The organism is Nonomuraea salmonea (assembly GCF_042428605.1).
GTDB classification, from domain to species: domain Bacteria; phylum Actinomycetota; class Actinomycetes; order Streptosporangiales; family Streptosporangiaceae; genus Nonomuraea; species Nonomuraea salmonea.
This window is the reverse complement of record NZ_JBHMCF010000003.1, coordinates 720285-732307: the sequence shown is the minus strand read 5'-3', so window position 1 is coordinate 732307 and position 12023 is coordinate 720285. Positions and strand designations below refer to the sequence as shown.

Genomic DNA, 12023 nt, shown 5'->3' with positions numbered 1-12023 from the left:
GTCACGGTCATGGCCCTGATTCTGGCTTTCCTGGGGGTGAGCCGGGTCCGGGGGAAGGGCGGCGACGTGGGCGTCCAGGTGGGCGTCGGCGGCGGCCTGGCGCTGGAGGCGGCCGGTTCGGGGCACATGCGGTGTGCTCCTGCCTGGACCTCCGCCAGTTACGTCCTGGGCGCCGGGCTTCGTCGCCGCCGGCTTCTCAGCAGGGTGTCTCGCGGGTTGGTGAACCAGGTGGGTGGGATCAGGGCCGCGGTTGCTGCGGTGAGTATGGGGAGGGCCAGGAGGAGGGCGGTTATGGCCGGCCAGGGGGTGTTGAAGGGGGCTCTTGGGGGTGGGTCCCAGGCGGAGGAGGTGGTTGCGGGCCAGAGCAGGAGCAGGCCGATCACTGCGCCCGTCACGGCGCCCAGTGCGGTGGCGCATAGGGATGTGGTCAGGGTGCGGGCGGCCGTGAGGAGACGCGGGGAGCCTGCGCTGCCTCTGCGCAGGATGCGGTACGCGGCGGGTGAGCGGGATGCCCATACCGTGGCGGCTGTGGCGATCAGGAAGAGGGCGGCGACGGCGTACGTCCAGGTGGTCGTCGGGTGGAAGCCGCGCTCGACGTGCACGGTCGCGAGGCCGGCCAGGCGGGTTTGAAGGCGTTCCTGTTCGGTGGGTGAGAGCCGGTGGTGGGCGGGGTCGATGATGAAGCGGTCGGGGGTCAGGGTGATGCCTCGTTCGCGGGCCGCTTCCTCCGGTACGAACATGACCTCCCAGCGCGGCTCGGGCGGTGGTACGGCGATGACGCGCAGGTCCATAGCGGTGCCGGGGCTGGGGAGGTCGTACTGGATCAGGGCTGAGATCTCGCCCTTGACCTCCGACGACACCAGGACGGCTGTGGCGGGGTCGTACGGGGTGGCCGGGTTTCCTGTGAGGTGGTGGAGCAGGGTTTCGTCGCCGACGTACGTGTCGGGCCCGAACTCGAGATCGATGACGGAGGAGAAGAGGTCGTCGGTGTCGGCGGGCAGGAGTGGTACGCCGGGTAACTCCTGTTCGATGGCCGCTCGTACGGATGACGCCTGCTGACCGGCTGAGACGTTGATGGTCGTGGCGCCCGGGCGGCCCTGCGGGCGGTGGTCGGCCCTGTCCTGGGACTCCACGGCGGGGGCGACGATCAGCACGGCTGTGGCAATGCCGGTGAGAGTCATGGCCGCCGCCATGCCCGCCGACGTACGGGCGAGGCCGCCGCCCAGCTGGCGGGTCGCCGGGCGGAGAGCGGGTGGGAAGCGGGGGGTGCAGCGGTCTAGGGTCGCGAGGATCCATATGAGGAAGGGAGCCGCGCCTCGCAGCAGCAGGCCGCCGGCGAACATACCGACCAGCTCGGTCATCGCTGAGCCGAAGTCGTCGTGGTGTCCGTCGTGGTGGGTCATCCAGGCGGCGCCCGACAGGATCACCAGCCCGGTCGCCGCGGATATCGCGCCCATGAGCAGGGGTTCCTTGTACAGGTGGTACGGGCGGTGCGCCGGGGCGGAGCGGGCGGCGAACCTGATCGCGGATAACGCGAGGAGCACCGGCAGGCCGAAGACCAGTAAGAGGGCCACCATGCGCACATGCTACGCAGGCGATCTTGACGAATGGGCGCGTCAGGCGGGCAGGCCCCACCGGAAGTTCGCCGTGGCCTGTCTCCCACGCATCCCGCAGGCAGTGGGTGGGTTGGCCGGGGATCGAGGATGCGACGAGTGGGCTGGGGCTAACGGAACGTTCCAACCGACAACCAAACGGCGTAGAGGAGCATCCCAATTACCGTTCGTGTTCACGGAGCGGAGGGGGATGCCATGACCGGTAAGTCCGAGACGGGTAAGCAAGGTACGTGGGGTTGTCTCATCGTCGCGGGCCTCGTCATGGCAGGGTGCAGCGCTCTCTTCGGGGGTGACGACGAGCCGAGGCACGCTGCTGTGCTCGGCCCCACGCCGGTCACCGCGTACACGAGCTCCCCGACGCCCTCAGAGCCTATGTGGGAGGCCGAGTCGACGCCGACCCCCAAACCGCTGCCGGACCTCGACCGCGATGGCATCGCCGACCGGTACGACGACGACAAGGACGGCGACGGCGTCACCCAAGGCCGTGATCTCGATGACCGCGATTCCGACAGGGGACGCCGTCCGCCCAAGCGCACCCCGAAACCGCAGCCCGTACGTGAGCCGGCGCCGCTCGCCCGAGCGCATCCCGGCGGGTTCTGCGGCAGTTCTGGAGCGGTGGGGGTGGCGTCGAACGGGCGCACCTATACGTGTCTGGGCGGGCACTGGCGGCGCTGAACGGGAAGGCGTGACTCCGGACCTCGGGCACCTCGCCGCCGCGCCGATCGGGCCGATCGCGCCCCAAGCAGGGGCGGCGATCTTGTCGGTGTGGCGGCGTAGGGTCTCCCGCATGGTTGCGGGGATGGTGCATCACATCGAGGTCTGGGTGCCCGACCTGAAGCGGGCCGTCGGGAGCTGGGGGTGGTTGCTGGAAGCGCTCGGGTACGCGGTCTTCCAGGACTGGCCTGATGGGCGGAGCTGGCGGTTGGGGGAGACGTACCTGGTTCTTGAGCAGTCACCGGCCATGACGGCCGATCGGCATGAGCGGCTCCGGCCCGGGCTCAATCACCTGGCGTTTCACGCGGGGAGCCGGGAGCGGGTGGATGAGCTGGTGGCTGGGGCCGTGGCGCATGGGTGGGTGGTGATGTTTCCCGAGCGGCATCCGTACGCGGGGGGTGAGCAGCACTATGCGGCCTACCTGGAGAACGAGGACGGGTTCGAGGTGGAGCTGGTGGGCTAGAGCGCGCGGCCGGTCGCCAGGGTTCGGGCCCCGGCGACCGGGTCGCTCACGGCGTCAGCGGGTCCAGACGGAGGCGTACACGCCGTCCTCGATGTTCACCTGCACCGGGCGCAGGCCGCGGGCCACCAGGCTGTCGAACCTGCGCTGGTAGGCGGAGGCGGAGGTGTCGATGTAGTGGTGCCAGGGGCGGACGCCGTCCTTGCGGTAGACCGCGGCGAACCGGGTCCCGCCCGGGCCCACCGCGACCGCCGTCGGGCGGTAGCCCTCGGCGGTGCGCTTGGTGAAGAAGCTCTTGTGGCCGGCGAACGACTTTCCGTACGAGTAGTACCAGCCGCCTCCTTCGCTCTTCCGCCAGGCCGCGACGTAGCGGGGATCCGACGGCGTGCCGTACATATCAATCGAGACCGGTACGTACCCGTCCGCGTGGGCCTTACGGTTCTGGGCGGCGAACTGGGCGCCGGTGAGCCCCATGCGGGAGAAGAACCGTTCTGAGCGCTTCTCCCACAGCGCGGCGAACGTCGCGCGGCCCGCAGGACCCGTCGCGGACACCGAGATCGGCTGATAGCCCTGCGCGAGGTACTCGTCGAACCGCGCCTTGAAGCTCGCTTCCGACAGGCCGCTCCGGGAGATCCAGGCTGGGCCGCCGCTCTTGACCCAGACGGCCGCGTACTTCGGCCCTGCCGAGACGCTCACCGTGATCGGCCGGTAGCCCCGGCTGCGCAGGCTCTCGAAGTGGGCCTGGTGCGCGCTCGGGCTCGCGCCGGAGTACGCGCGGAAGGCCACCCCTGCAACCTCTGCCATCCCCGTGCTGGCGTGCGCCGGCGCCGCGACGCCGCAACAACCCAGGGCGACCGCGACCGCCGCCGCGAACATCGTCTTCACTCATTCCTCCTCAGACGGCCGACTTGTTCGGCACGGCTCATCCTTGTCAGGCTTTGATTGATCACCACCGATCGGTCATCTGATCAACGAGGCGGGGCGAATGGGCAGGCCAGAACGGAAACTCGATCCCGAGGGCGGGTTGATCGAACGCTTCGCGCACGACTTACGCCAGTTGCGCGTCGCGGCGGGACAACCGACGTACCGGATCATGGGCTCCCGGGCCGGCTGCTCACCGAGCAGGCTCTCGGAGGCCGCGAAGGGGCTCAGGCTGCCCAGCCTGCCGGCGACCCTCGATTACGTACGTGCCTGCGGCGTGACGGACACCGCCGAGTGGGAACGGCGCTGGCACGAGATCAACGACGAGGTCGAGCAGCATGCCCTGCCCACCGGCGAGCCCGCGCGCACCGAGCCGGACGCGGCGGAGGCATCCCCTCGGCCACGCGTCGTGTACAAGGTCGCCGGTACCGCACTGGCGTTCGTCGTGGCCGGCGCGGCGTTCTTCTGGGGCTCGGGCGAGGCCGTGCCGGACGTACCGACGCGGTGCCGCTCGCCGCACACCTCCCCGCGCGTGCCGATCTCGATGCAGCCGTGTGTCGCGCTGACGGACGGCGACGTCGTCGCGTCCCTCGACCTGCGCGCGGTCGGCGCGGTGGACGGCGCGGTCGCCTACGTCTGGTTGCACAACGCCGCATCCCGCGCGCCGCTGGCGAAGACCCTCCGTATGTGCGAGCTCGGCGCGCTGAGGGGAGACCAGGCGCGTACGTGCGGACCGTTCGCGCACGAGGTGCCGCCCGGGCGCTACACCACGGCGGTCGCGGTGGAACCAGGCCCGCGCCGGAGCGAACCCCCGCAGTGGCGCCGCGGCGCGACGGGAACGCAGAGCCCGCAGCTCGACCTCACGCCCTAGGGGCCGGTGAGGTGGGCGCGGGTGGGCGACGCGAAACGCCCGGGGCGTCCCGCAGGCCGATCAGGGCGGTGACCGGGGCCAGAGCATGGCGGGCCGCCTCCCGCCTGGACGACGGAGCTCGGTCCGAGCCGTGCCAGGCCCAATTCGCGAGGGCTTCGCCGTCCGTTCAGGTGGCAGTCAGACAACTTCACAAACGCGGTATACCGTCGGAAATCGGATTGATCATCGAGTCTCGAAGCGAGTACCGCACCATGCGCAAGGTCCTGACCCTCACCATCGCCGCCGCCGTCACCGCAGTGTCCACCCCCGCCTACGCGGCCGCCCAACCCCCGCAGCGCTTCCCGCAGGAGGTCTACGGCGGGGCCTGGACGGAGGGGCACGTCCAGGGCATGGCGATCGACGAGCGGAAGGGGTACATGTACTTCTCCTTCACGAACGTCCTGGTCAAGACCGACCTCCAGGGCAACCTCGTCGGCTCCGTCAAGGGCTTCACCGGGCACCTGGGCGATCTCGACTTCAACGCGGAGGACGGCCGCGTGTACGGCTCGCTCGAGTACAAGGAGCAGGAGTCGTTCTACATCGCGATCTTCGACGTGGACCGCGTCACGCGCCCCGGCATGGACGCCCAGACCAGCGACGTGGTCAGCACGGTCTACCTCAAGGAGGTCGTGGCCGACTACACCGCCGACATGAACGGCGACGGCGTCTTCGACGGCAACGTGGCCGACACGCCCGACCACCGCTACGGCTGCAGCGGCATCGACGGCGTCGCGTTCGGCCCCGAGTTCGGCAAGAAGGGCGGGCCGCGCAGGCTGACCGTCGCGTACGGCGTGTACGCCAACACCGGCCGCCAGGACAACGACCACCAGGTCCTGCTTCAGTACGACATCCGCCAGTGGAAGAGGTACGAGCGCCCGCTCACCGAGAGCGCCCCGCACAAGAGCGGCCCCGACCGCGTGACCGGCAAGTACTTCGCCTACACCGGCAACACCAGGTACGGCGTGCAGAACCTGGAGTACGACGAGCACACCGGCGACTGGATGCTGGCCGTCTACCAGGGCTCCAAGCCGCAGTTCCCCAACTACCCCTTCTTCATCGTGGACGGCCGCGCCCGCCCGAGGACCGGCGACGTCGCCGGCCAGCCGCAGCCGGAGCGCGGCAAGCTGCTCACGCTGGCCAAGGGCGGCCTGCAGGACCCGGCCTCTGGGGTCAGGGGCTGGCAGTTCAACGGCGAGTACGGCCTGATCTCGCTCGGCCGCGGCCTGTTCTACGCGGCCGAGGCCGGCAAGGTCACCGAGGACGGCGTCTCCAAGAACACCGGCACCGCCCGCCTCTGGCGCTGGACCGGCCAGTCGCCGACCCCGTTCGAGCAGGTCCGCTGAACCCGCTGCGGTCTGTCTGGAATGACTGTTATGGTCATCCGTCTGGCAGGAAACGGTCAAGAAATCTTCATGGGGGATCTATGCGGACCACCGGAAAGCTCGCGATCGTCGCGGCCGTGGTGGCGGGGGCTGCCGTACCGATGACGGCGCCGGCGAGCGCGCAGGCGAGCGCCGCCGGCGGCTGGGAGGCCTATCACGGCCTGACCACGAAGCAGAGCGTCGAGCGGGCGACCAGGCTGATGAAGCAGGGATACCGGCCGATCACGGTGAACGTCTCGGACGGGGAACGGTACGCCGCGGTCTGGGAGAAGGGCGGCTCGCCGGACCAGTACGGCATCTGGCAGGGCATGTCGGCCTCCGGGTACCAGAAGCGGTTCGACGCCGCGATGAAGCAGGGCGGGCAGCCGGTGTCCGTCTCGGCCACCGGGCCGGCCGGCTCGGCGGTGTTCGCGGCCGTCTTCGAGAAGAAGCGCGGCGCGTTCCTCGCCAAGTCGAACCTCAAGGGCAGCGTCTTCGCCGCCTACAACAAGCATGCGGAGGCCAACGGGCTGGCGCTGACCAGCGTGGACGCGTACGGCACCCCGGGTGACGTGCGCTATGCCGCCGTCTGGAGCGCCAACACAGGGGGCGAGTGGTACTACTCCTACGGCAAGAACAAGCAGCAGCACGCGGCCGAGTTCAAGGCCAGGAAGGCCAAGGGGTTCCGGCCGGTCAGGGTCGCGGTGGCGCCTGACGGGACGTACACGGCGGTGTGGCGCAAGGACGGCGTCAAGTCCTGGGCCCATTACGTGGACATGACCGCCGCCGACTACCAGGCCCGCACCACCGCACTCAAGGCGAAGGGCCTGCACCCGGTGCAGGTCAACGCCGAGAACGGCGTGTACGCCGCTATCTGGCAGTAAATCCGGATAAATCGGGTGCGGGGCGGCGGCGAGAACCCGCCCCCCGCACCCGCCATGTCGCGTCGCCCGCGCCCCCGCGCCGTGCGTCGCGGCACCGCTCCGCACCCCGGGCACCGCGCCGCACCTCGCGCGCCGTGCGGCGCCCCCGCGCCGCGCCCCCGTTCGGCGGTTACTTCTTTAGGATGCGGACGTCGCCCGTGTCGCTACGCGCGACGATGGTGGCGTCGCTCTTGCGGTCCTGCTCGACCTCCGTTCGCCGGCTGCCGTCCTGGCTGACGGTGGTGACCGCGTACGCGCCCGACGGCACCCGAGCCGTCACCCGCCCGTCCTGTGACCGCAGGTCGAGGTCCTTGGGCCGGGTGGCGAAGGTGAGGTCGATGGCGCCGTCGGAGGTGCGGACGCGGACGTCGGGCGACTTCAGGTTGACGCCCCGCACCGAGCCCTCGGCCCGCAAGCGAAGGCGGCCGGATGAGCCGGTCACCTGGATGCGCTCGCGGCTGACGGCGTCCACGTCCTGGGCCAGGTCGTTGAGGACGACGCCGTCAGGGGCGTCGACCGAGAGCCGGACGCCGGGCGGCACCCGGACGTGGTAGCGGGCGCCGCAGTCGCCGAACACCATGGTGCAGTCGGCGCTGAGCCGCAGGGTGCCGTCGCGCAGGGACCACGCTGATTCGCCGGTGGCCGCCTTGCCGCGCAGCCACCGGTCGACCTTCACGGTGTCGCCGGTGCCCTGGAGCACGCGGACGCCGCCCACGGAGACGTTGATGGTCAGGGCGGTGCCCGTGTGCGGGAATGCCCTGGTCGTGTGGACGTCCTTGGCGTCCAGGTCGATCCCGCAACCGACGGTGGCCGCCGCCAGGAGCGTCGTACTTGCCGCAAGTGCCGCGATCTGCCTCATGCCCTCGATGCTGGCCGAACGGGACGCCGGGGCCATCAGCCGTCCGGTCGAACGAACCGCCGCGGGCATCGACCATTCGGCCAAAGAGGGTCAGAGGGCGGACAGCAGGGTCCTCACCTGTCCCAGGGGGTCGGGGCCGAGCGGCCGGACGGCGACCGTGGTGGCGCCGGCCGCCCACAACTCCTTGACGTGCGCCGCAGCCTGTTCGGGCGTGCCCTCGGCGACCGCCACCTCCGACGGCTCGACCCCGAGGAACCCGGCCTGCCCCTCGACAAGGGCCTGGGAGCCCGCGGTGGTGGCGCCGAGCCGCAGGTAAGCGAACACGACCAGCTCATGCGCGGAGGAAGCACCGATCCGCGAGACGTAAGGGGGCAGGTCGGCGGGCGCGATGCCCTCGGGCAGGATCGTGCCGTCGGCCACCCGCCCCGACAGCGCCAGTGAGCGCGGCCCCTTCACCCCGGCGAGCACGGGCGGCACGACGACGGGCGGGTGCACCAGCGAGACCCCGTCAAGACGTACCTCCTTGCCGGCGAGGGTGACGGTCTCGCCGCGCAGCAGGGCGCGTACGGACGTGATCGTCTCCTCCAGGAGGGAGAGCGGCGACGGGACGGCGGCGCCCACCTGGCGCATCCAGTCGCCCACCCCGTGGCCGATGCCGGCGGCCAGCCGCCCCGGGTGCAGCCGTGCGAGGTTGCCCAGCTCCATGGCCAGCAGCGCCGGGTTGCGCAGCGGCGCGGGCGTGATGCCGATGCCGACGCGCAGCCGGGAGGTGACGGCGAGCGCGGTGGCCGCAGCCGAGACGCCGCCGGTCCAGCCGAGGTCCTCGACGACCCAGAGGTCGTCGACGGACGTCTCGTCGAGCGCCCGCGCGAACGGGACGAGCTGCTCGGGCGGAAGGTCCCGGTCGTACATGACGCCAAGTCTCACGATGTCCTCCAGTGATAGCGGAACAACCGGCCGACCTCCGAGTATCCAGCACGGCGGAACGCGGCGGCAGTGGGGACGTTCGCGACGTCGGTGGCGGCCACGATGCGGCGCGGGCCCTCGGCGGCGAGGGTAGGGGTGCCGTGCGCGAGGAGGTCGCCGACGTAGCCGCGCCCCCCGGCCATGTTCTCGCACGCCTGCGCGCCGCGGACGGCACCGGGGCACCGGCGTCCAGCGGATTTCACCAGGAAAGGTGGAGTCAGGCGGCGCTGCCGAGCGCAGCGCGTGCCGCGTTGAGCGAATCGCTCGTCTCGAAATGGCGGTCGAGATGGGTGATCGTCAGCAGATGGCGGATCATTCCCGGCGCGACGACGAGGATCATCCGGCCGTTCATGTTCTGGATCATGTTGTACGCCGCCACGAGCACCCCGAGCCCCACGGAATCGCAGAAGGGCACCTCGGTCAGATCGACCACCAGATTGGGCGGGCCGGGGGCGGCCAACGCCTGCTCCAGCTCCGCGCGGAGCCTGGGCGCTCCGGCCACGTCGAGATCGCCCACGACGTGCAGAACCGTGCAGGGGTCCTCTCGCCAGCAATCGACCACCATGGGCCTCACCTGCCCGTCACCCGGATTGTTATACCTATTTCTTACATATGTTCTCCATTGCCGTTTTAGTGGTTGGTGTAACGCTCGGCTTGGCACTTGGGGTGGCCGTTGACTTCCGTTGCTGGACTTTCGGCTGGTCGCTGCCCAGAATCAGCTCGATGCCGTCGATGTCGGCCGCGCGCAGCTCGGCGCCTGGAATGGCGGTGGCGACCAGTTTCGCCGATTGCTCCATGCCTGCGCCGTACCTGATGAAGGTCTGCTTGTAGTCCTTCTTGCTGGTGTTGCCGGGCTTGCCGGGCACCTTGAACCCGTACGCGACGAGTGCCTCCTTCGTCCGCGCCGCCAGGCCGGTGATGAGCGTGCCGTTCTTGACCTTGAGCGTGACGTCGCCGGGCGCGAGCGCCGTCGGCTTGGCCGACGGCTTCGGGGACGTGGACGCGGTCGGCTTGGCCGGGTCCTCGTCCGCGCCGATCTTCCTGAACATCTCGCGGGCCGCCGCCTTGTCCCACAGCACCGCCGACTCGCCGGTGGGCGTCTTGAAGTCGACGTCGGCCAGCGGCACCTCGGCGAACTTCACGTCGCCCAGCGACACGTCGCGCAACTGCGTGGCCAGGCCCAGCAACCCGTCGTCGGGATCGACTTTCACCGTGCTGAGCGTCGAGTTGACGAACGAGGCCAGCTTGCCCGGGTTGGCCAGCGTGTCGGCGCTGAGCGCCCGGTTGAGCAGCGCCGAGATGACCTGCTGCTGACGGTCGATGCGGTCGAGGTCGGAGCGGGCGGTGGCGCGGGTGCGAGCGTAGCCGAGCGCCTGCACGCCGTTGAGCTGGTGGGTGCCGGCCGGGAGGTTGAGAGCGATCTTGGTGTCGTCGATCGGCACCGGCGTGCACACCGTGACCCCGCCCAGCGAGTCGACGACGTCGATGAAGCCCAGGATGTTGACCTCGATGTAGCGGTTGATCTCGAGCCCGGTCGCCGCCTCGACGGTCTGCTTGGCCAGCTTCGGCCCGCCGAACTGGTACGCCGAGTTGATCTTGTGGTCGCCCTTGCCGGGGATCGTCAGCCACGTGTCGCGCGGCAGGCTCACCACCGTCACCTTCTTGTGGTCCTCCGACAGGTGGATGACCATCATGGTGTCGGTGCGCTGACCGGCCTCGCGGCCCAGCTTGAGCCGGTTCTGCTGCTGGCGGGTGAGGTCGTCGCGCTTGTCGACGCCGACCAGCAGGATGTTCTCGGCGCCGCTCGACGAACGCGCCGTCACCCCGGCGTCGACCGTGCCGATCTGGCGCGGCGTCGCCCACACCACGCCCGTCGTCACCAGCACGCAGGAGGACAGGAAACCAGCGAGTATGACGTTGCGGCGGCGGGCCTTGGCGCTCCTGCGCGGCTTTCGGGTGCGTGCGGGTGAGAGCTTGACGCCGCCGTAGGCGTCGCCGCCCACGAGCACACCGCCGTCCTCCTCGCCCGGGTCGCCCATCCCGTCCCCCTCTTGCTCACGCCGGAGTATCGGGCGTTGGATTGCCCTCCTGCCTCGGTCGTACAGTAGCGTGAGCCCCGCCATGAAGCAGTTCCCCGACTCGCCGCACGCGCCCGCGGAGACGCGCGGCTGGCCCCCCATCTCCGTCATCATGCCGGTCCTCAACGAGGAGCGGCACCTCCGCGAGGCCGTCGATATGGTGCTCGCCCAGGACTACCCCGGCGAGATCGAGGTCGTCCTCGCCGTGGGGCCGTCACAAGACCGCACCCAAGAGGTCGCCGACGCCATCGCGGCGGCCGACCGGCGGGTGACGGTCGTGCCCAATCCGACAGGACGTACGCCCAACGCCCTCAACGCGGCCATCGGCGCCTCACGCAACGGCATCGTCGCCAGAGTCGACGGGCACGCCATGCTGCCCTCCGACTACCTGCGCGTCGCCGTCGAGACGCTGGCCGAGACCGGCGCCGACAACGTGGGCGGCATCATGGCCGCCGAGGGCATCACACCCTTCGAACAGGCCGTCGCCTGCGCCATGACCTCGAAGATCGGGGTCGGCGCGGCGGCCTTCCACGTGGGCGGCACCTCCGGCCCTGCCGACACCGTCTACCTCGGCGTCTTCCGCCGCTCGGCGCTCGACCGGGTGGGCGGCTACGACGAGCACTTCCAGCGGGCCCAGGACTGGGAGATGAACCACCGCATCCGCCAGACCGGCGGGCTCGTGTGGTTCCAGCCCCGCATGCGGGTCACCTACCGGCCGCGGCCCAACGTCAAGGCGCTCGCCAAGCAGTACTTCCACTACGGGCGGTGGCGCCGGGTGGTGGCCCGCACCCACGAGGGCACGATCAACCTGCGCTACCTCGCGCCGCCGGCCGCCGTGCTGGCGATGCTGCTCGGGCTGGTCGTCTCGCCGATCTTCCCCCTCGGGCTGATCATCCCCGGCGGCTACCTGCTCGCCATCGTCGCCGGCTCCGTCCTCACCGGCGGCGGCCTCCCGATGAGCGCCCGGCTCCGGTTGCCGCTGGTGTACGCCACCATGCACTGCTCCTGGGGCTGGGGCTTCCTGACCAGCCCGAAGAAACTCTCCCGCCCCCTTCGCTGACCCCCCGTACGCCAAGGACCCCGCCGCACTCCGGCGGGGTCCTTTTAGAGAGAAGAGGGGTACGGCGCGCCCCCGCAACGGGACGGCGACGCGTCCACAAGAGCCCCACACCTCAAAGAACCCACGTGGTACGGCGGAGGATGGCGCCTTGCCCACCC

13 protein-coding genes are annotated in these 12023 nt (G+C 70.4%); 6 read left to right on the top strand and 7 right to left on the bottom strand.

Annotated features, from left to right (window positions below; genetic code table 11):
- Nucleotides 1-158: 158 nt before the first annotated feature.
- Complete coding sequence (locus tag ACFFR3_RS04480; RefSeq protein WP_364365153.1) at nucleotides 159-1577, bottom strand: ABC transporter permease family protein; 1419 nt, start codon at nucleotides 1575-1577, stop codon at nucleotides 159-161.
- A 231-nt stretch (nucleotides 1578-1808) separates the two neighbouring features.
- On the opposite strand from ACFFR3_RS04480, the gene ACFFR3_RS04475 reads away from it, so the two are divergent.
- Entirely contained in the window at nucleotides 1809-2288 is a 480-nt protein-coding gene (locus tag ACFFR3_RS04475; protein ID WP_364365156.1) for a hypothetical protein, read from the top strand.
- 10 nt (nucleotides 2289-2298) lie between these two features.
- On the top strand, nucleotides 2299-2790 hold the full coding sequence (locus tag ACFFR3_RS04470) for a VOC family protein (protein WP_364365159.1): 492 nt from the start codon (nucleotides 2299-2301) through the stop codon (nucleotides 2788-2790).
- Nucleotides 2791-2844: 54 nt separating this feature from the next.
- On the opposite strand, the gene ACFFR3_RS04465 is transcribed toward ACFFR3_RS04470, so the two are convergent.
- Nucleotides 2845-3663, bottom strand: coding sequence for a hypothetical protein (locus tag ACFFR3_RS04465; RefSeq protein WP_345409545.1), 819 nt, complete (start codon nucleotides 3661-3663; stop codon nucleotides 2845-2847).
- A gap of 109 nt (nucleotides 3664-3772) precedes the next feature.
- On the opposite strand from ACFFR3_RS04465, the gene ACFFR3_RS04460 reads away from it, so the two are divergent.
- The 3 genes from ACFFR3_RS04460 to ACFFR3_RS04450 all read left to right on the top strand — a co-directional run bounded on the left by ACFFR3_RS04460 (nucleotide 3773) and on the right by ACFFR3_RS04450 (nucleotide 6863).
- On the top strand, nucleotides 3773-4579 hold the full coding sequence (locus ACFFR3_RS04460) for a helix-turn-helix domain-containing protein (RefSeq protein ID WP_345396441.1): 807 nt from the start codon (nucleotides 3773-3775) through the stop codon (nucleotides 4577-4579).
- A 251-nt stretch (nucleotides 4580-4830) separates the two neighbouring features.
- Nucleotides 4831-5961 (top strand): hypothetical protein, encoded by a 1131-nt coding sequence (locus ACFFR3_RS04455; RefSeq protein ID WP_364365165.1) that lies wholly within the window; start codon nucleotides 4831-4833, stop codon nucleotides 5959-5961.
- 80 nt (nucleotides 5962-6041) lie between these two features.
- Nucleotides 6042-6863: a hypothetical protein gene (locus ACFFR3_RS04450; protein ID WP_364365168.1), complete on the top strand. Its 822-nt coding sequence runs from the start codon at nucleotides 6042-6044 to the stop codon at nucleotides 6861-6863.
- Nucleotides 6864-7032: 169 nt separating this feature from the next.
- Here ACFFR3_RS04450 and ACFFR3_RS04445 read toward each other — a convergent pair whose 3' ends face one another.
- From ACFFR3_RS04445 to ACFFR3_RS04425, 5 genes are all read right to left on the bottom strand, one after another.
- Nucleotides 7033-7761, bottom strand: coding sequence for a DUF4097 family beta strand repeat-containing protein (locus tag ACFFR3_RS04445; RefSeq protein WP_345396450.1), 729 nt, complete (start codon nucleotides 7759-7761; stop codon nucleotides 7033-7035).
- Nucleotides 7762-7851: 90 nt separating this feature from the next.
- A complete protein-coding gene (locus tag ACFFR3_RS04440) occupies nucleotides 7852-8688 on the bottom strand; it encodes an LLM class flavin-dependent oxidoreductase (protein WP_345396453.1) in 837 nt (278 codons plus the stop codon).
- Complete coding sequence (locus ACFFR3_RS04435; RefSeq protein WP_379482631.1) at nucleotides 8685-8930, bottom strand: hypothetical protein; 246 nt, start codon at nucleotides 8928-8930, stop codon at nucleotides 8685-8687. The genes ACFFR3_RS04440 and ACFFR3_RS04435 overlap by 4 nt, the downstream gene beginning before the upstream one ends.
- 14 nt (nucleotides 8931-8944) lie before the next feature.
- Nucleotides 8945-9292 carry an STAS domain-containing protein gene (locus ACFFR3_RS04430; protein ID WP_364365186.1) on the bottom strand — a complete coding sequence of 116 codons (348 nt, stop codon included), beginning with the start codon at nucleotides 9290-9292 and terminating at the stop codon, nucleotides 8945-8947.
- Nucleotides 9293-9326: 34 nt separating this feature from the next.
- Nucleotides 9327-10766, bottom strand: coding sequence for an LCP family protein (locus ACFFR3_RS04425; protein WP_379482630.1), 1440 nt, complete (start codon nucleotides 10764-10766; stop codon nucleotides 9327-9329).
- 82 nt (nucleotides 10767-10848) lie between these two features.
- Between ACFFR3_RS04425 and ACFFR3_RS04420 the strand changes: the two genes are divergently transcribed.
- A complete protein-coding gene (locus tag ACFFR3_RS04420) occupies nucleotides 10849-11865 on the top strand; it encodes a glycosyltransferase family 2 protein (RefSeq protein ID WP_379482629.1) in 1017 nt (338 codons plus the stop codon).
- The last annotated feature ends 158 nt before the right edge of the window (nucleotides 11866-12023 follow it).